This window comes from Spirosoma litoris, assembly GCF_054776755.1.
On record NZ_BAAHBI010000070.1, the window covers coordinates 182,274 to 200,282 of the forward strand.

An 18,009-nucleotide genomic window follows, 5' to 3' on the forward strand; every position below is an offset into this window, starting at 1 on the left:
GCTGGAAACCAAAACTCCTTCCTCAAGTCTGATAGTTTGACAATAAACACACTTAGTTTTATGAAAACGATTCGATTGAGAGTAGGAGTAGCCTTTATGTCATTCTGCTTAGTGACAACAGCGGCTATGTCGGCCCAAGCTATAGCCATCCCCACAAAATCCATTGTTGGTGGTGCAATCAAGGCTTCGACAGTGCAGGATGTTTCAGCAACGACTCATCTTGATAATGCAGTAGCTGCCCTTGATAAAGGTGACAAAGCAACGACAACGCAGGAGTTGAAAACAGGTATTGCCGGTTTAGAAGCCGAAGCACAGGCTAAGCCAACTTCATTCAAGGATAAAGTACTGGCGCAGGCAAGTAAGCTGAAGGCTTTACTTCCGTTAATTCCAACAGGAGCGCTTGGTAGTGGCGCTTTAGGCAAAGCTGTTAGCCTGGCTAAATTAGCCTCAGGTGGCAACCAACTCGAAGGCATTCTGGCTGCTGGCTCGTTACTGGGTAAAGGAAGTCAACTAACGAGTGGCTTAAGCGGTATTGGTGGAGCTTTGTCGTCATTAGGCGGAAGCACTCAATCGACAGGCCAATCGCTGATTTCAACTGCTCTAGCCAGTGTTGGTAAACTCGATCAGGGCGGATTAGTGGCTAAAGCTGCTGAACCCGCTGCGAAGACTCAAATTGGTAGCGTGCTTAATTTTGTAAAAGGAGCGCTTTGATTTACGATGTACGATTTACGATGTACGATAGATCGTGCGTCAGCCAAAATCGCCCATCGTAATTCGTAAATCGTAATTCGATATATGACATTAGATATTATCACTCCCGACCGTAAGGTGTTTTCTGGCGAAGCTAGTGCGGTTACGTTTCCAGGTAGCGAAGGGCAGTTTCAGGTTTTGAACAACCATGCTCCTCTGGTAAGCACATTGGATAAGGGCAAGCTTATTGTTCAGACGGCGTCTGGTGAACAAACGTTCGTTGTTGACGGCGGTGTTGTTGAAGTACTCCAGAACAAAGTACTCGTTCTGGCCGAAGCTGTAGTTGCTTAAACCAAAATAGATTCTATTGGATTTTGATCGTTTCTTTGGATTCTATTGAATTGTTTATCAACACAATAGAATCCAAAGAAACGATCAAAATCTAAATTGGACAATTAATAGTTTAGCCATTGATTTAAAAGCGATTCACTTAGCAGGTGAACCGCTTTTTTATTGGCCGTTTGCGTTTTCCTGCTTTCTTTGTTATTTCTCTTACTTCATCATGGTAACCAAACCTTTCATCGTCGGCATTACCGGCGGCAGTGCTTCGGGTAAAACATCCTTTCTGAAAGGTATCCTGAATGCCTTCACCGACGAGCAAATATGCCTGATTTCGCAGGACAATTATTACCTCAGCCGCGATGTCATTCCAGTAGATGATCAGGGTATCCATAATTTCGATTTACCTGAAACGATTGATCACCATCTGTATGCCAAGCATATCGGGCAGTTACACAATGGTGAAACTGTCACGCAAAAAGAATATACGTTCAATAATCCTAACGTTGTACCCAGGATGTTGACGTTTAAACCTGCACCCATCATTATTGTTGAAGGAATTTTCGTTTTCCACTTCCGTGAGCTGGCCGACCAGATGGATCTGAAAATTTTCATCGATGCCAAAAACAGCATCAAACTCGAACGGCGGGTGAAGCGCGATGCCGAAGAGCGGGGCTATGATTTAGATGATGTAATGTATCGTTGGAAATACCACGTGAAGCCAACCTATCGGCAGTTTATTAAGCCCTATCGTGCCGAAGCGGATATTGTGATTCCGAACAATCACCATTACCAGCGAGGGTTGAATGTAGTCATTGAGTTTTTGAAGACGAAAGTATAGAGTAGCGTGGACTTCCAGTCCGCGTAGCCGAAGGCTAACTATGTAAATGAAAAATGTTAGCCTTCGGCTACGCGGACTGGAAGTCCACGCTACAATTAAACTTTAAACCTCAATCACAACTCCGTCGCTTTCAGGATAGCCCGTGCACGTTAACACCCAGCCTTCGGCAAGGTCGCGATCCGTCAGTACATCGTTGATGGTCATGTGTACCTTTCCCGATGAACAGCGGGCGGCACAGGTAGAACAACGCCCCCCTCGACAGCTATAGGGCAAATGAATCCCCTCGTCTAAAGCTGCCTGTAAAATGGACTTATAAGCTGGCACCTGAATTTCTATCTCGCGCTCTCGCAACTTTAACAATACCATTCGATCCTGGGCCGAAATAGGTGGTGGTGTTAGAAAAACGGGCTCCACAACAAAATTCTCGCGTCGAATCTGTTCTGGCCGAAAACCGCTGAATACCAGAGTAAACTGGATCATTCGCATGTAATCACCTGGGCCGCATACATAGAAACGGAGTTCTTTTGGATCTGAGTTTTTAACCAATTCAGGCAAGAGCCGCTCCAACATTACATTGTTCAGCCTTCCTCGTAAGGCGTTCCAATCTTCAGTCGGATTACTCAGTAAGTAAATTAATCGGAACCGACCTGGATACTGAAGTTGTAAGTCGTTTAGTTCTTCCCTAAAAATGGTATTTCGTTCGTTTGGACTGCTGTAGAGCAGGGTTACAGACCGATTTGATTCTTCGCCTAAAACCTGCTTAATAAGGGCAAATAAAGGCGTAATTCCACTGCCTGCCCCCAATAGCACTAAGTCTCCAGATTGGTTTTCATCAAGTGTAAACCGCCCAGCCGGGTATAAGCTTGTTACCATATCGCCAACCCGTAGCGTATCATGCAGGTATCGCGAAATCTCTCCATTCTGAACACGCTTGATCGTCAACCGCAAGAATGGTTCGTCAGGAGTCGAACTGAGCGAATATGATCGACGAACCTCATGACCATGATGATTTATGATCAGTGTCAGAAACTGTCCGGCACGATACGCAACGAATTGACCATTTAATGGTTCCAGAAAGTAACTGTTGGCCTCGGCCGTTTCACGAACAATACGCACAACGCGTAATTGAAGAAAATCGTCGGTCATAAATAGAGCAGCTTTCTTTCAAAACTAATCAAATACAAGCTGTTGTTTGAAAGCCCAAACGATTTCCTGAAATTCGCCCTGCCGGTCCGCCGGTGCGGTGGATTCGCTACGCCGATCTGCCGATGCGATGGATTCGCTACGCTTTCTCGCGAAAGAATATCGTGACATTTTCTTAGTATTCGTTGTTTAGTAGTAAACCACCTGTCGATACCCGCAATGGAAGCACTCCTGGAAGAAGTTCAACGCATTGGTTATGTGAATAAACCAGTTGCCGAAAACATAGATTTAGTTGCCGAGATTAACCGGCTGAAAAAAGAAAAGAATGCCGTTATTCTAGCTCATTATTACGTAGATGGCGCCATTCAGGACATAGCTGATTACATTGGCGATAGCCTTGGTTTGTCGCAACAGGCAGCCGCCACGCCTGCCGACATGATTGTATTCTGTGGTGTACATTTCATGGGCGAAACGGCGAAAGTGTTATCGCCCGAGAAAAAGGTCGTCATTCCTGATCTAAACGCGGGTTGCTCACTCGCCGATTCAGCCCCTGCCGATAAGTTTGCTGAGTTTAAAGCGCAGTACCCAGATCACCTTGTGTTGTCGTACATCAACTGCTCGGCCGAAATCAAGGCATTGTCCGATATTATCGTTACGTCGTCAAATGCGCTGAAAATTGTTGAAAGTTTACCGAATGATCAGAAAATCATTTTTGCGCCAGACGCTAACCTTGGTCGTTTCGTTTCGAAGAAAACTGGTCGCGATATGGTGCTTTGGGATGGAGCCTGCATTGTGCACATCGATATTTCACTTGAAAAATTGCACAAACTTCGTATAGATTACCCCGAAGCGAAGTTCATCGCCCACCCCGAATGTCAGGAGCATATTCTGAGCGAAGCCGATTATGTTGGCTCAACCACAGCCTTATTGAAATATGTAGTCGACAGCCCTGAGCAGACGTTTATCGTTGGCACTGAAGCAGGCATTCTGCACAAGATGCGGGAGGCAGTTCCGCATAAGAAAATCATTCCCGCTCCTGCCAGCCAGAACAATACCTGCGCCTGTTCGGAGTGTCCGTACATGAAAATGAATACAATGGAAAAGGTCTATAACGCCATGCTCTACGAACAACCGGAGATTATTGTACCGGAAGATATTCGTTTGAAGGCGTATGAGTCGGTGGCGCGGATGTTGGAGTTGAGTAAGTAAAAAATCAAAAACTATGAACTGGCGAGATTATATTACATCAGATCCAAATACTATGTTTGGAAAGCCTGTTATTAAAGGTACACGCGTTCCCGTTGATTTGGTTTTAGAGAAGCTAGGTAATGGCGAAACAATATCCCAACTATTAGAAGCTTACCCACGCGTTACAGAAGCCGCACTATATGCTTGTTTATTGTTTGCTTCTGAAACGGTAAAAAATGAGGTCGTCTATGCCCAGGCTGGATGATTATTCTTTTGTTGCTGATGAGAATTTTGATTTTGCAGTTGTTAAGCAACTACGTGATAAAGGATTCGTCGTTCTAGCTATTGCTGAATCATTTTCTAGTATACCAGATCAACAAGTCTTACAAATTGCAGTAGATCGTAAGGCGATTTTGCTCACTGAAGACAAAGATTTTGGTGAACTTGTCCATCGGCTTCAAATGAGTCATTGCGGTATACTATTAGTAAGGCTACTAAAAATGAATAGTACAGAAAAATCTCAACGGGTTATAGATGTAATCTTAACGCAAGGAGATCAGCTAATAAATAGCTTTTCTGTACTTAGTAACGAACAACTGCGCATTAGACCCGGCAAATAAACTATCAATGCCCCATCAATTTGATTTTCTGGTTATCGGCTCCGGCATCGCGGGCCTGAGTTACGCCACTAAACTGGCAATGCACTTTGAGAAATTACAGCAGTCCGTCAAGATAGGTGTAATTACAAAAGTCCAAGCCGAAGAAACCAATACCAAATATGCACAGGGTGGTATTGCGGCAGTTTGGTCGGAGGATGATTCGTTTGAGAAACACATTGAAGACACGATGATTGCGGGCGACTTTCTGAGCGACCGGCATATTGTTGAGATCGTCGTTCGCGAAGCACCGGTCCGTATTCAGGAGCTGATTGATTACGGTACGCGCTTCGACAAAGAACATGGCGGCAACGATTATGATCTGGCCAAAGAAGGTGGCCATTCCGATTTCCGGATTCTACACTTCAAAGACATTACTGGAGCCGAAATTGAACGGGCACTCTTAGAAAAAGCAAATTCGCTGAAATCCATTGAGATTTTCACGCATTTCTACGCCGTTGAACTTATCACACGCCACCAGCTTGGCGAAACGGTTCATCGCTACGATACTGATAACAAGTGCTTTGGCGCATATGTATTGAATACTCAAACGGGCCAAGTCGAACAGTTTCTGGCCAAAACAACCCTCCTGGCAACGGGCGGCATTGGCAATATCTACCAGAATACGACGAATCCGAACATTGCGACTGGCGATGGCATTGCGATGGCCTACCGCGCCAAGGGCATTGGCAAGGACATGGAGTTTATCCAGTTTCACCCAACGGCCCTGTACGAACCGGGCAAAAAGCCCAACTTCCTGATTTCAGAAGCCGTTCGGGGGTTTGGCGGTGTGCTACGTACTCGCAAGGGGGATACGTTTATGGAAAACTATGACCCTCGTCTGTCGCTGGCTCCTCGTGATATTGTAGCCCGAGCCATCGACTCCGAAATGAAAAAGGCTGGGGACCCCTATGTTTATCTGGACGTAACTCACTGCGACTACGAACGATTTGTTGAGCATTTCCCAAACATAACTGCTTACTGTCGTGATCATTTAGGACTGGATTTGCGCAAAGACTACATTCCGGTTGTACCAGCACAGCATTATTTATGCGGGGGAATTCGGGTCAACGAATGGGGCCAAACAAACATTCAGTTCTTATATGCCGTTGGTGAATGTTCGTGTACAGGATTGCATGGAGCCAATCGGCTGGCGTCTAATTCACTTCTCGAAGCCGTTGTATTCGGTCATCGGGCTTATCAGAAAACTGTTGAGCTGCTTGATCAGGCCGTTTTACCTGATAACATTCCAGCCTGGAACGACGCAGGCACAACGCATCCCGAAGAATTGGTGCTAGTGACCGAGATGAAAAAAGAACTGGAATCGATCATGTCCAACTATGTGGGCATCGTGCGCACCAACCGACGTTTGAAACGAGCGATGGATCGACTCGAACTAATCTATTTGGAACACGAAGAACTCTATCGCCAATCGAAAGTATCGGTTCCTATTTGCGAACTCCGGAACATGATCGAAGTGGCTTATCTGGTTATTAAAATGGCAATGGCCCGGCGCGAAAACAGTGGCTTACATTTTAATCTGGATAATGTGAAGTGATTGAACTGAGAATACAGTATTATGGCTTTTCAAACGAATCGGATAGTAGCAAAACATGGAAGGTAGCGCGGGAATAAGTAGCTTTACCCGAACGAATCCAGTTTATTGTATCTGCCCGAACGGAAATTTACTGCAATTTTTCGGGCAGCATTCCGAGGAATAAGCCTTACTGTCATGAATCAGCAAGACATTATCGACTTCATCAATCAAAGTGATAGCCCAAAGATCAAATATGCGTTTACCGATATTGATGGCGTTCTGCGTGGCAAAATCATTCACCGACAGAAGTTTCTGGACGGTCTGACCGATGGATTCGGCTTTTGTGATGTCGTTTGGGGCTGGGATTCATCCGATACGCCTTACGATAATGGTAAAACAACGGGCTGGCAATCAGGTTATCCCGACGCACCTGTTCGGCTTGATGTTTCTACCTTTCGGCAACTTCCCTGGGAAGATAATATTCCCTTTTTCCTCGCCGATTTTAGTCCTGGTTCAACTAGTCAGCCATCTAACTATGCTTTAGCTGCTTGCCCGCGCAGCCTGCTCAAACGCATTGCCAGCCAGTGCCAGCAAATGGGTTTCCACGCTGAATTCGCCCAGGAATTTGAGTGGTTCAATTTTCGTGAAACACCCCAAAGCCTCCAGCAAAAAGACTTCCGTCAGTTAGAACCACTTACGCCGGGCATGTTTGGGTATTCTATCCTGCGTCCTTCGCTCGAAAGTGCCTTTTACCATGATCTGTTCGATCTGTTGGCCCAATTCGATATACCGCTCGAAGGCTTACATACCGAAACTGGTCCAGGTGTTTATGAAGCAGCCATTATGCATGATGAAGTCGTTAGAGCCGCCGACAAGGCTACTTTATTCAAAACGGCGGTGAAGGAAATTGCGTACCGGCATAGTATAGTGGCTACGTTTATGGCGAAATGGAACGCTGATTTGCCCGGTTGTAGCGGCCATATTCACCAGAGTCTCTGGAACCCCGAACAGACAAAAAATCTGTTTTATGATGCCACTCAACCGGATAATATGAGTGAGCTAATGCGCCAGTTCATGGCTGGCCAATTGTATTGCCTGCCCCATATTACCCCTATGTTTGCACCGACTATCAACAGCTACAAACGGCTGGTTGAAGGTGCGTGGGCCCCTACTACATTAACCTGGTCGGTAGATAATCGGACAACTGCGCTTCGGGTGTTAAATCATAAGGAAGCCTATACGCGTGTTGAACATCGGGTGTCTGGTTCCGACACAAATCCGTATCTGGCAATAGCCGCGTCATTAGCTTCTGGCTTATATGGCATCCAGCACAAATTAACATTAGACATTCCAGCTTCGGTTGGCAATGGTTATGCCGATAAGCGGAATGGTATATTACCTACGAATTTGGACGAAGCCACGCGGGCAATGGCCAATTCGCCAGTGGCCGCTGAACTGTTTGGCGCCGAATTTGTTGACCATTTCACGCGCACTCGCGACTGGGAATGGAGACAATATCTCCGTCAGGTCAGCGACTGGGAACTGAAACGATATTTTGAAATTATTTAAAGAGTTTTCTGTTTACGGTTCACTGTTTACGGTTGGCTGACGCATGATCGCTTCGCGCAACCGTAAACAGTGAACCGTAAACAGAAAACCGTAGAATATGCGTCTTGTCGATTATCCTACTATTATAAAAAAGGCCTGGGCAGAGTTTGATGGTTCTGTTCCAATCCTGACTATTGAAGATATTAGTGCAAAGGTTTCGACCAACCACGTCTTTAAAGTTACGTTTGAGGATGGCGAGCACATCATCGCCAAGTTGTCTTATTTCGGTAAGTATGAGCATTTTCTGGAAGATCACCGTATCATTCATGCGTTGGCCAACAATCTGCTCTATCCATTTGAGAATGTACTTGCTAAATCGCTGGTGCGTGACGGCCAAGTCTACACGTATCGGCATAAAGACAGTTTTGTTGATGCTTGGGTTGTGTTCTATAACCCCATTCGAATTCAACTAAAACTGCCTCGTCGGTTAGAAGAACATCACATTCAAATGCTTGGCCGACAGGTCGCCAAGTTTCACAAAGCTTGTTCTCGCGTAAGCACGGTACTCCCAAAATCATCCAAAACGCTACGTTCAGATGTTTGGGATCTGCTGGATTTATTAGATACCGAAGTGGGCCAGTTTGAACATCGACTGCATATCGATGAGCTAAAACGTCAATGCGAATTATTCCTGGCAAACCGGCAAAAGCTAGTGGCAGGCACGGTAGAAACGATGCCAGTCTTCGTTGACTGGAATATTGGTAACTTTTCGGTCACGCAAAACCTTGAACTTTACTCCCGTTGGGATTACGATTGGTTCCGCATCAGCTACCGAGTAATGGATTTCTATTTTTTCAGCCGGGTAGTTTCCAACGCTGGCGACCGGACGGTATTTAGTTACGTTATCGGGCCATTGATGGAAGAACGCTTCCTGCTGTTTTTAAAAGAGTACCATAAAATATTCCCACTTACCGAAAACGAAATTCGATTCCTGCCCGAAGCCTATCGCTTTTTCATACTCAACTACGTGATTAAATACGGTCGTTATTTTTTCCATAGAACCTACGCAATTAAACTGCAACGCGAGGCCTACGAAATCTATTTCCCGTCTATTGAGCAGTTTGATGCCGATAAAATCCTACGAGCATTAGGGATATAGCTTTCCCGATAGATGACTTTTCTCACGACAAGCCGTCAAAGCATCGCTCCAGGCATTGAGCATATAGCTTGATGATAAACAATCTACGTGACTTGTCATTGTTGGTCAAAGAAATTCAGGAAGGCAGTAATCAGGCTTTCCGGGACTTCTATGACCAAACAAAAAGTCAGGTATTTACGCTGGCATTGGGCTATGTTCGCCATCGCGAAGATGCCGAAGAAATTACGCAGGATGTTTTTGTCGAAGTATTTCGCTCGGCAAGTACTTTTAAAGGAGACGCTAGTCCAACAACCTGGCTCTATCGAATCGCGGTTAATAAATCGCTCGATTTCCTGAAACATCAAAAGCGACAGAAGCGGTTTGCCTTCCTTACCAGCCTGTTCGATGCTTCCACCGGCGACGTTCTACACCATCCTACCGATTTTTATCACCCAGGTATTGCCCTCGAAAACCAGGAGCATGCAGCTATCTTATTCCGCGCCATCGACAAGCTTTCCAACAAACAAAAGACAGCCTACATTCTGACAAAGATCGAAGGCTTGAACAATATCGAAACGGCGGCAATAATGGTAATAAGCGTAGGGGCCGTTGAATCACTTTTGCAGCGAGCAACCGAAAATCTTAAAAAACAATTGGCCGGTTTATATAAAACTCTACAGAACCCGTAGGAATCCTCAACTCCTGTCGTCTCAATCAATATGGAACTTAAGAAAAATAAATGGATCAACGATATACTCTCTAGTTCAGATGGCATCCAGCGGGTTGACCCAAGTCCGTTTCTATTCGCGAAAATCCAGACCCAACTTGATACGGAAGCTTCCGCAGTTTATTTACCTGCTCGAACAGTCTGGCTTGTCGTTGCATCATTTGCCCTCCTTTTACTACTTAACTGGCGTATTATAAGTCAGCAGTCGGCCCCCTTTAGTCCAAACTCTACTGAGTTAAACGCAGTTGTATCAGACATGCAGCTTTACCCGTCTACCAATCAACCATACGATCTATGGAGCGGACAAAGCTACTGACCCTTGCCGTACTTGGCCTACTCTTGCTCAACCTGCTGACCATTGGTTTTTTGATTTTAACACCAAGCCAATTCCCTCATAATGAGCGACTTCAAGATCCGCAGCCCGATGATAAAGGACCAGCCCGACTAATAATTGCCCGGCTTCACTTCGATGAACAACAGCAAAAACAATACCTAGACCTGGTTAGGCAGCATAAACAGCAAATGATGCGGTTAAATAAGGAATCGGTTCGACTGTTTCAATCCTATTACGGTTTACTTACTCAAGCTCACCCTGATTCAACGAAGAGTACGTTAGTTCGGAAAATTTCGGATGTACAGCGGCAAATTGCTGAACTTAACTTTTCCCATTTTCAGCAAATCAAATCGCTCTGTCGTTCTGATCAGCAGGCCGATTTCGTGAAATTAGTAGCCGATCTGGCTCATCTTTTCGGCCAACGTCAGCGCCCACCTCATCATCATGGTGATGGTCCACCAGATGGTCATCCAGACGGGCCGCCGGAAAACTTTCCACCCCACCCGTAGAAATTAGTTGAAAAATCGGCTTGGGTCGTATTTTTACCAATAATCTATAGGTAAACAACGAACTTAGTACTCAGCTAGCCCCCTTATGCAACTTACCGATTTTAAGACCGTAGCCGAAAACTATAAAGTAATTTTCTTCGACGCATTTGGGGTTCTAAAAAATTCAGAAGGGCTTTTACCAGGTATTGAACACACCTTCGACTGGCTCCGGGAGAGCGGCAAGGATTTTTATGTGTTAACCAACGATGCGTCACGCGGTCCACACGAACTAGCCGAATCGTATTACCGAAAGGGCTTCTATGCCATTACGCCTGAACGTATTATATCGTCTGGAATGCTGGCTCGGGAATACCTGGATTTAAAGGTTCATAATGGAACTGTAGCCTATCTGGGCACAGAAAAGTCGGCCCATTATCTCGAAACCACTGGTCTAAAAACGCTCCCGATCAGCAAAGTTGATCTCAAAGATGTAGCTGATATTAATGCCTTGGTACTGCTGGACGATGAAGGTTTTGACTGGAATACCGATCTAACCAAGACCGTGAATTTGCTTAGGAAACGTAATATTCCGGTTATTGTCGCAAATACGGATAATACCTATCCCGTTTCAAAAACCCGCGTTGCCATTGCGATTGGCGCCATAGCCAAAATGATCGAGAACATTGTTGGTAAACAGTTTATCCGATTCGGTAAACCTGATGCCCAATTGTTCATGTTTGCCTATGAGCGACTCGAGAATGCGGCTCATATTAGTAAACGAGACATTTTGATGGTGGGCGACACCTTACGAACTGATATTCTGGGCGGTAACAAATTCGGCTTAGATACGGCCCTTGTACTAACCGGAAATACCCAACAACAAGATGCTGAAGTGCTAATTCGAAGCACAGGTATTATTCCAACTTACGTCTGTAAGTCGGTTGTGATTCGTAATTAGACTAACTTTTTACAGAATACGTCAGTGGATAGACAACTATCTTTTTATTTGATTTCTATCTACAACCATCTGATTTTCAAAATACTAGATCTATATACGCAGCTTTCACGAACGATTTATAGGCCAAAAAATTGTTTGATAATACAAAGGTAAATACGTTTCTTTGCGCAGTTTTTTAACTAGAACAGACTATCAAAATGTCGGACATTGCACAAAAAGTTAAGAATATCATTGTTGAGAAACTGGGTGTTGAAGAGTCAGAAGTAACGCCAGAAGCAAGCTTCACCAACGATCTGGGTGCCGATTCGCTCGATACAGTTGAGCTGATCATGGAATTTGAAAAAGAATTCAACTTGCCTATCCCCGACGACGAGGCTGAAAAAATCTCTACCGTTGGTTTGGCCATCGAATATCTGGAAAAACACATCGGCAAGTAAGCCCATTGACGGAAACCTGATTCGGAAATAAGGCGACTAGCCCGAGCTCGAATGGTTCATTCCGATCAGTAAATCCATTAAGTACCTAGAAGTCAACACCAGCTAGTTTAGGGTTGGCGTTGTTTCTCTTTTTCCATTACGCAGTACAACTGTATGACATTCAAACGAGTAGTAGTGACCGGCCTCGGTGCGTTGACACCCATTGGCAATGATGTACCCACTTATTGGAACAACTTAGCCGCCGGTGTAAGCGGGGCCGGTCCCATTACGAAGTTTGACGCCAGCAAATTTCGGACGCAGTTTGCCTGCGAAGTGAAAGGACTTGACGTCACTCAGTTTATTCCTCGGCAGGAAGCCCGTAAAATGGATGCGTTTACTCATTACGCACTCATTGCTACCGAAGAAGCCGTTCGTGATGCGAACATGAATCTCGACACCCTGGACAAAAATAAAGTTGGCGTCATTTGGGGATCGGGTATTGGTGGACTCAAATCGTTTGAGGACGAAATGATCGACTATGCTAAAGGTGATGGTACTCCTCGTATCAACCCCTTCTTCATCGTTCGCATGATTGCAGATAGTGCATCGGGGCAGATTTCGATGCGCTACGGTTTCCGGGGAACGAACTACGTAACGGTTTCGGCCTGTGCCTCTACGAACAACGCGATCATTGATGCGCTCAACTACATTCGCTTAGGGCGTCTGAATATGTGTGTTGTGGGTGGTTCTGAAGCGGCTGTTACTAGAGCAGGGATTGGTGGTTTCAACGCCAACCGGGCTCTGTCAGAACGTAACGACTCGCCCGAAACAGCCTCCCGGCCTTACGATAAAGATCGGGATGGTTTTGTATTGGGAGAAGGGGCCGGCGCTATTATCCTCGAAGAGTATGAACATGCTCTGGCACGGGGAGCCAAAATCTATGCAGAATTAATTGGTGGTGGAATGTCTTCTGATGCTTATCACATCACAGCCCCACACCCAGATGGATTAGGCGCATTTTTAGCCATGCAAGACGCGCTTAACGACGCCGGTATTGCGCCCACCGACATTGACTACATTAATACTCACGGCACCTCAACACCAATTGGTGACCCACAGGAACTGAAAGCGATCCATCAATTATTTGGAGAGCATTCATTCAAGCTAAATATCAGCTCGACCAAGTCGATGACTGGTCATTTGTTGGGTGCAGCGGGTGCCGTAGAAGCGATTGCCTGTCTAAAAGCGATGGAACACCAAGTCGTTCCTCCGACAATCAATCACTTTACTGACGATGAAGAAATCGACCCACGCTTTAATTTAACATTCAATACGGCTCAGGAGCGATCCATAACAACCGTAATGAGTAATGCGTTTGGGTTCGGAGGTCATAATGCCATCATTATTTTCCGTAAACTTAGCTGAGTCGTGCAACTCGCTCTGCCTCGTAGTTTATTTAACCCTTTAGAGTGGTTTCGGTCTGGCAACAGCGATCCGCGCAAGAATCTGCGTCGCTCAATTGGCCATATTATTGGCGCTCGCCCATCAAACCTAGGGTTGTATCAATTGGCGCTGCGTCACACGTCGGCGTCAAAGGCGACGGCTATTGAAGGATTTCGGGAATCAAACGAACGGCTGGAGTATTTAGGCGACGCTGTACTGGGTATGGTTATTGCCGAGTTTCTCTTCAAAAAATACCCCTACAAAGACGAAGGTTTCTTAACCGAAATTCGCTCCCGGATTGTTAACCGGGAAACACTGAACGGGATTTCCCGAAAAATTGGTCTCGATCAACTGATTGAATACGACGGAAGTCGAACTCGCAGCCTGCCCGCTCGCACATCGATGTATGGCGACGCGCTTGAAGCATTAGTCGGAGCGGTTTACTTAGATAAAGGATTCCAGTTCTCCCGTCAATTTATTCTAAAAGACCTTCTCTCTCACTACGATATCGAATCGGTAGTGCAGAACAACGGTAACTACAAAAGCCGCCTGATCGAATGGGCGCAACGAGAAGGCAAAGAGATTCGTTTTGAAATCGTTTCCGAAAAAGGCAACAGCCACTTCCGCGAGTTTATCGCCCAGGTTCTTGTTGACGATGAAGCGTTTGCTACCGGCAGCGGCTACAGCAAGAAAAAAGCGGAACAAGCGGCCGCCGAAAAGGCATTTGAACAATTAGCAATCAAGTAGACTTTCACACTTCATAGCTTATAAGCTATCTGGTTTCTGCCTTCCTCTTAGGTAAAACCGTGAATTATTCACAAATAAATTGTTCATTTTGGCATTATTTCGAACCTGGGTGGTATAAAATCATGTCAAATCGTCATGATCGTACTTATTTATCCTATTGGTATAAAATTTGAAATTTACCATAAGTTGGTAGACGATTCCTGTGCGTTAAAGAGTCATTAAAGGTCCAAAACGCTCTCTAACAAAGCCTTGTTAAATTTTGTTAAGCACCCACAAGACCTGGATTTTTCGGAAGCGACTTTCCGTTATACCTACAAACAGTGAAAGCTGTCTCTAACACAAAAAGAAAGCAATTAGATTTTCCCATTTAAACATGAAAAGCAACTGGAAATTATTAGCGTTGATAGCACTTCTATCGAGTGGAATAACGCTGGCCGCTTACAGCCTGTTGGGATTCAACAACCGGGATGTAATTTTTAACGAATCGTCGCCAGCCCCAACTATTTTGGGTCGTTTGGCCTCAATGCCAGGTGGACCATCATCTGTGCCAGGTGATTTCTCGACCGCAGCTGAAGCCGTAACCCCAACGGTTGTACATATTCGGACGACAATGACTCGTACTGTTCGTCAGCAACAAATGCCCGACATTTTCCGGGAGTTCTTTGGCGATGAGTTTGGTGGACAACGGCAACAACCCCGTCGTCAGCAGGGACAAGCTTCTGGTTCAGGCGTAATCATCAGCAAAGACGGCTACATCGTTACGAACAACCACGTAGTGCAGGATGCCGACGAAGTTGAAGTAATTATGACGGACAAGCGTAGCTTCAAAGCGAAAGTAATTGGCACTGATCCATTAACAGATCTGGCCGTTATTAAAGTAGAAGCCAACAATCTGCCTTCTATCACACTTGGTGATTCTGATGCGCTGAAATTAGGTGAATGGGTACTAGCCGTTGGTTATCCGCTTGATCTGGAGTCGACTGTTACAGCTGGTATTGTAAGTGCTAAAGGTCGTCGGATTGGTATTCTGGATCAGGACTACGCTCAGCGTCAAGGTCAGCAAGGTGCTCGTACAGAAAAGCAAGGAGATACACCTGTTGAGGCTTTCATCCAAACAGATGCAGCCATTAACCCCGGTAATTCGGGAGGAGCTTTAGTTAACCTACGTGGTGAATTAGTGGGGATTAACTCTGCAATTGCATCGGCTACAGGTTATTACAGCGGTTACGGATTTGCAGTACCTGTATCGCTCGTGAAGAAAGTATCTGCTGACCTGCTTAAGTATGGCAATGTGCAACGTGGTTATATTGGTATCCTGCCTATTGAACTAAACAGCACTGTAGCGAAAGAAAAAGGCGTTAAAGTTGGCCGAGGTATCTACGTTGAAAATGTAGTTGAAAAAGGCGCTGCTGAAGCTGCTGGCCTGAAAAAAGGCGACGTTATCGTGAAGATGGAAGGCCAGGCACTGGATTCAGATGCGCAGATGCGTGAAATCATCGGTCGTCGTCGCCCTGGAGATGCTGTTACGGTCACCATTAACCGCGATGGTACCGAACGCGATGTTAAAGTCGAGCTTCGTAACCGGAATGGTGGTCGTGATATCATCAAGAAAACGGACGTTACGGCATCAGCCACCTCGTTAAGCACGCTTGGTGCTCAGTTCGAAGACCTTTCTGCTCAGGATGCCAAACAACTTGGCGTAAGCGGTGGTGTTCGGGTCAAAAAGATCGTTGACGGCAAACTAGCTGAAACTGATGTTGAAGAAGGTTTTATCATCGTGAAAGCTAACGGCAAAAACGTTAAAAGCACAAAAGACCTTCAGGCAATTATGGCGTCGGTGAAAGAAGGCGAAGGCTTAATGCTGATCGGCATGTACCCTAACAGCTCTCGGATGTACTACTACGCTGTGCCAGTCTAATAACACAATAAGTCTTTAATGTGGCGTCGGGTTTAAGAACCCGACGCTTTTTTTATGAACAAAAAACGGTCGGGTTTAAGAACCCGACCGCACAAGAATCATTATGATATTCTCTCTTCTATTCGTAATAATTCAGAATCTGATGCCCGCTATTAGCTAAAAGTTGATCACGACGGAATAGGTCGATATCCGCTGTCATCATGTCTTTTACAAGAGCTGGCAGATCATATTTAGGTTTCCAGTTCAACTTAGTCATCGCTTTCGTTGGATCACCCAAGAGCAAATCAACCTCAGTTGGACGGAAATAACGTGGGTCAATACAAACAACTTCTTTGCCTACTTCAACAGGAAACTCAGGGTTGGTCGAACTTACTACCGTTCCAACTTCAGAAACACCTTCGCCAGAGAACGCCAATTCAACACCAATTTCGGCAAACGACATCCGTACGAAATCCCGAACGGTGGTTGTTACCCCAGTAGCAATTACGAAATCTTCAGGCTTCTCCTGTTGCAGGATCAGGTACATGGCTTCAACATAGTCTTTCGCATGTCCCCAGTCACGTAGGGAGTCCATATTGCCTAGGTAAACTTTGTCCTGCAAGCCCAACCCAATACGCGATACGGCGCGGGTAATTTTACGGGTCACAAAGGTTTCGCCCCGTAGTGGAGATTCGTGGTTAAACAGAATTCCGTTGCAAGCATACATATTGTAAGCCTCGCGGTAGTTAACTGTAATCCAGTACCCATACAATTTGGCTACTGCATAAGGCGAACGAGGATAAAAGGGAGTCGTTTCAGACTGAGCATGTCCTTGAACACCACCGTATAATTCAGACGTCGATGCCTGATAGATACGTGTTTTTTCCGTAAGACCTAATAAGCGAACGGCCTCCAGAATACGCAAGGTACCAATACCATCAACCTGAGCCGTGTATTCGGGTTCATCAAAACTTACCCGCACGTGCGACATAGCCCCTAAGTTATAAATCTCGTCGGGCTGAATTTCCTGAATAATACGGATAATATTGGCAGAATCTGACAGATCACCATAATGAAGCTTGAAATGCACATTTTTTTCATGTGGATCTTCATATAAATGGTCAATACGTTGGGTATTAAATAAAGAGCTTCGACGTTTAATACCATGTACTTCATATCCTTTCTCTAATAGTAATTCGGTCAAATAGGCCCCGTCTTGTCCAGTAATACCAGTAATTAGCGCTTTTTTCATATTATTCTAAATAGGTCACGTTTAACGTATAAATTTGTCAAAAACTAGTCAAAGGTAGTATATGTTTGGTGAATATCGTCTATTACTTTATTAACAGGCTACGGCGGATATCTACTTTATCAGGCTGTAATTGCGCAGAAGCAATTAATCGGCGAATGGAATTATAGTATCGTTCGGCATCTAAACGACGCATAAAGTCACCTACCTTGAGTTTGTAGGTCGGTTGATTGTATGTCAGATAAGGGCTTAATTCCGGGAAATTCTGCGAAATCAATAGTTTAGCTCCATCTACTTCCTGACGCTGATTCCCAACATACACCTGAATACGATAACCGGGCGCATAACGTATAGTTCGATTTTGCGTAGCAATTGTATCAAGAACCAAATCGAGCCGTCGATTAATATGCAGCGCTTCAATGGGGGCGTTCGGTTTGCGTGTATCCGTTTTTCGGGGTGTGGTCGTCGGAGCTGATGGAGCTGTGGGGCGACTTGTAACGGGCGCAGTGGTTGACGTTGACCCATATACAGGACGTACCGAAGCTAAATCTTCGTTATAGCTATTATAGTCGGTAGTCATTCGGCTCGAGCTGACAGGACGACTTCCTGCACAACCACTTAGAATAAATATCGCCAGTATAAATACTCCCCCTATTTTGTAATGCATACT

General features: G+C 45.3%; 21 protein-coding genes. 17 read left to right on the forward strand and 4 right to left on the reverse strand.

What is annotated here, in order from left to right:
- Window positions 1-60 precede the first annotated feature (60 nt).
- The 3 genes from ACYVGR_RS33615 to udk all read left to right on the forward strand — a co-directional run bounded on the left by ACYVGR_RS33615 (window position 61) and on the right by udk (window position 1,870).
- Window positions 61-711, forward strand: a complete 651-nt coding sequence (locus ACYVGR_RS33615) for a hypothetical protein (RefSeq protein WP_460964697.1) — start codon at window positions 61-63, stop codon at window positions 709-711.
- An 84-nt stretch (window positions 712-795) separates the two neighbouring features.
- A complete protein-coding gene (atpC, locus tag ACYVGR_RS33620; protein ID WP_460964698.1) occupies window positions 796-1,041 on the forward strand; it encodes an ATP synthase F1 subunit epsilon in 246 nt (81 codons plus the stop codon).
- Window positions 1,042-1,252: 211 nt separating this feature from the next.
- Window positions 1,253-1,870, forward strand: a complete 618-nt coding sequence (gene udk / locus ACYVGR_RS33625) for a uridine kinase (RefSeq protein WP_460964699.1) — start codon at window positions 1,253-1,255, stop codon at window positions 1,868-1,870.
- Window positions 1,871-1,972: 102 nt separating this feature from the next.
- On the opposite strand, the gene ACYVGR_RS33630 is transcribed toward udk, so the two are convergent.
- Complete coding sequence (locus tag ACYVGR_RS33630) at window positions 1,973-3,016, reverse strand: 2Fe-2S iron-sulfur cluster-binding protein (protein WP_460964700.1); 1,044 nt, start codon at window positions 3,014-3,016, stop codon at window positions 1,973-1,975.
- A 24-nt stretch (window positions 3,017-3,040) separates the two neighbouring features.
- A complete protein-coding gene (locus ACYVGR_RS33635) occupies window positions 3,041-3,184 on the reverse strand; it encodes a hypothetical protein (protein ID WP_460964702.1) in 144 nt (47 codons plus the stop codon).
- Between the two features lie 48 nt (window positions 3,185-3,232).
- Here ACYVGR_RS33635 and nadA point away from each other — a divergent pair, with 48 nt between their 5' ends.
- The 14 genes from nadA to ACYVGR_RS33705 all read left to right on the forward strand — a co-directional run bounded on the left by nadA (window position 3,233) and on the right by ACYVGR_RS33705 (window position 16,111).
- Entirely contained in the window at window positions 3,233-4,222 is a 990-nt protein-coding gene (nadA, locus tag ACYVGR_RS33640) for a quinolinate synthase NadA (RefSeq protein WP_460964704.1), read from the forward strand.
- A 13-nt stretch (window positions 4,223-4,235) separates the two neighbouring features.
- A complete protein-coding gene (locus tag ACYVGR_RS33645) occupies window positions 4,236-4,466 on the forward strand; it encodes a DUF433 domain-containing protein (RefSeq protein ID WP_460964706.1) in 231 nt (76 codons plus the stop codon).
- The gene (locus ACYVGR_RS33650; protein WP_460964708.1) at window positions 4,450-4,821 is read left to right on the forward strand and encodes a DUF5615 family PIN-like protein; all 372 of its coding nucleotides are present in this window, start codon (window positions 4,450-4,452) and stop codon (window positions 4,819-4,821) included. Before ACYVGR_RS33645 ends, ACYVGR_RS33650 begins: the two co-directional genes overlap by 17 nt.
- A 7-nt stretch (window positions 4,822-4,828) precedes the next feature.
- Window positions 4,829-6,415 (forward strand): L-aspartate oxidase, encoded by a 1,587-nt coding sequence (nadB, locus tag ACYVGR_RS33655; RefSeq protein ID WP_460964710.1) that lies wholly within the window; start codon window positions 4,829-4,831, stop codon window positions 6,413-6,415.
- Window positions 6,416-6,589: 174 nt separating this feature from the next.
- Window positions 6,590-7,963 (forward strand): glutamine synthetase family protein, encoded by a 1,374-nt coding sequence (locus ACYVGR_RS33660; protein WP_460964711.1) that lies wholly within the window; start codon window positions 6,590-6,592, stop codon window positions 7,961-7,963.
- A gap of 97 nt (window positions 7,964-8,060) precedes the next feature.
- Window positions 8,061-9,101 carry an aminoglycoside phosphotransferase/kinase family protein gene (locus ACYVGR_RS33665; RefSeq protein WP_460964713.1) on the forward strand — a complete coding sequence of 347 codons (1,041 nt, stop codon included), beginning with the start codon at window positions 8,061-8,063 and terminating at the stop codon, window positions 9,099-9,101.
- A gap of 71 nt (window positions 9,102-9,172) precedes the next feature.
- Window positions 9,173-9,769 (forward strand): RNA polymerase sigma factor, encoded by a 597-nt coding sequence (locus ACYVGR_RS33670; protein ID WP_460964715.1) that lies wholly within the window; start codon window positions 9,173-9,175, stop codon window positions 9,767-9,769.
- A 30-nt stretch (window positions 9,770-9,799) separates the two neighbouring features.
- Window positions 9,800-10,123, forward strand: a complete 324-nt coding sequence (locus ACYVGR_RS33675; RefSeq protein WP_460964717.1) for a hypothetical protein — start codon at window positions 9,800-9,802, stop codon at window positions 10,121-10,123.
- Window positions 10,102-10,650, forward strand: coding sequence for a Spy/CpxP family protein refolding chaperone (locus ACYVGR_RS33680; RefSeq protein WP_460964719.1), 549 nt, complete (start codon window positions 10,102-10,104; stop codon window positions 10,648-10,650). Before ACYVGR_RS33675 ends, ACYVGR_RS33680 begins: the two co-directional genes overlap by 22 nt.
- 85 nt (window positions 10,651-10,735) lie before the next feature.
- Window positions 10,736-11,587, forward strand: coding sequence for a TIGR01459 family HAD-type hydrolase (locus ACYVGR_RS33685; RefSeq protein WP_460964721.1), 852 nt, complete (start codon window positions 10,736-10,738; stop codon window positions 11,585-11,587).
- Window positions 11,588-11,784: 197 nt separating this feature from the next.
- Window positions 11,785-12,024: an acyl carrier protein gene (locus ACYVGR_RS33690; RefSeq protein ID WP_018617787.1), complete on the forward strand. Its 240-nt coding sequence runs from the start codon at window positions 11,785-11,787 to the stop codon at window positions 12,022-12,024.
- A gap of 153 nt (window positions 12,025-12,177) precedes the next feature.
- Entirely contained in the window at window positions 12,178-13,428 is a 1,251-nt protein-coding gene (gene fabF, locus ACYVGR_RS33695; protein WP_460964723.1) for a beta-ketoacyl-ACP synthase II, read from the forward strand.
- Between the two features lie 3 nt (window positions 13,429-13,431).
- Window positions 13,432-14,193, forward strand: a complete 762-nt coding sequence (gene rnc, locus ACYVGR_RS33700; RefSeq protein ID WP_182459313.1) for a ribonuclease III — start codon at window positions 13,432-13,434, stop codon at window positions 14,191-14,193.
- A 373-nt stretch (window positions 14,194-14,566) separates the two neighbouring features.
- Entirely contained in the window at window positions 14,567-16,111 is a 1,545-nt protein-coding gene (locus ACYVGR_RS33705) for a Do family serine endopeptidase (RefSeq protein ID WP_460964725.1), read from the forward strand.
- A gap of 118 nt (window positions 16,112-16,229) precedes the next feature.
- Here the strand turns inward: ACYVGR_RS33705 and gmd are convergent, their stop codons facing one another.
- Both gmd and ACYVGR_RS33715 read right to left on the reverse strand, forming a co-directional pair.
- Complete coding sequence (gene gmd, locus ACYVGR_RS33710) at window positions 16,230-17,342, reverse strand: GDP-mannose 4,6-dehydratase (RefSeq protein ID WP_460964727.1); 1,113 nt, start codon at window positions 17,340-17,342, stop codon at window positions 16,230-16,232.
- Window positions 17,343-17,424: 82 nt separating this feature from the next.
- Window positions 17,425-17,919 (reverse strand): SPOR domain-containing protein, encoded by a 495-nt coding sequence (locus ACYVGR_RS33715; protein WP_460964729.1) that lies wholly within the window; start codon window positions 17,917-17,919, stop codon window positions 17,425-17,427.
- Window positions 17,920-18,009 lie beyond the last annotated feature (90 nt).

Coding starts and splice junctions, on each gene's coding strand:
- ACYVGR_RS33615 (WP_460964697.1), top strand. CDS start 61: ATGAAAACGATTCGATTGAGAGTAGGAGTAGCCTTTATGTCATTCTGC.
- atpC (WP_460964698.1), top strand. CDS start 796: ATGACATTAGATATTATCACTCCCGACCGTAAGGTGTTTTCTGGCGAA.
- udk (WP_460964699.1), top strand. CDS start 1,253: ATGGTAACCAAACCTTTCATCGTCGGCATTACCGGCGGCAGTGCTTCG.
- ACYVGR_RS33630 (WP_460964700.1), bottom strand. CDS start 3,016: ATGACCGACGATTTTCTTCAATTACGCGTTGTGCGTATTGTTCGTGAA.
- ACYVGR_RS33635 (WP_460964702.1), bottom strand. CDS start 3,184: ATGTCACGATATTCTTTCGCGAGAAAGCGTAGCGAATCCATCGCATCG.
- nadA (WP_460964704.1), top strand. CDS start 3,233: ATGGAAGCACTCCTGGAAGAAGTTCAACGCATTGGTTATGTGAATAAA.
- ACYVGR_RS33645 (WP_460964706.1), top strand. CDS start 4,236: ATGAACTGGCGAGATTATATTACATCAGATCCAAATACTATGTTTGGA.
- ACYVGR_RS33650 (WP_460964708.1), top strand. CDS start 4,450: ATGCCCAGGCTGGATGATTATTCTTTTGTTGCTGATGAGAATTTTGAT.
- nadB (WP_460964710.1), top strand. CDS start 4,829: ATGCCCCATCAATTTGATTTTCTGGTTATCGGCTCCGGCATCGCGGGC.
- ACYVGR_RS33660 (WP_460964711.1), top strand. CDS start 6,590: ATGAATCAGCAAGACATTATCGACTTCATCAATCAAAGTGATAGCCCA.
- ACYVGR_RS33665 (WP_460964713.1), top strand. CDS start 8,061: ATGCGTCTTGTCGATTATCCTACTATTATAAAAAAGGCCTGGGCAGAG.
- ACYVGR_RS33670 (WP_460964715.1), top strand. CDS start 9,173: ATGATAAACAATCTACGTGACTTGTCATTGTTGGTCAAAGAAATTCAG.
- ACYVGR_RS33675 (WP_460964717.1), top strand. CDS start 9,800: ATGGAACTTAAGAAAAATAAATGGATCAACGATATACTCTCTAGTTCA.
- ACYVGR_RS33680 (WP_460964719.1), top strand. CDS start 10,102: ATGGAGCGGACAAAGCTACTGACCCTTGCCGTACTTGGCCTACTCTTG.
- ACYVGR_RS33685 (WP_460964721.1), top strand. CDS start 10,736: ATGCAACTTACCGATTTTAAGACCGTAGCCGAAAACTATAAAGTAATT.
- ACYVGR_RS33690 (WP_018617787.1), top strand. CDS start 11,785: ATGTCGGACATTGCACAAAAAGTTAAGAATATCATTGTTGAGAAACTG.
- fabF (WP_460964723.1), top strand. CDS start 12,178: ATGACATTCAAACGAGTAGTAGTGACCGGCCTCGGTGCGTTGACACCC.
- ACYVGR_RS33705 (WP_460964725.1), top strand. CDS start 14,567: ATGAAAAGCAACTGGAAATTATTAGCGTTGATAGCACTTCTATCGAGT.
- gmd (WP_460964727.1), bottom strand. CDS start 17,342: ATGAAAAAAGCGCTAATTACTGGTATTACTGGACAAGACGGGGCCTAT.
- ACYVGR_RS33715 (WP_460964729.1), bottom strand. CDS start 17,919: ATGACTACCGACTATAATAGCTATAACGAAGATTTAGCTTCGGTACGT.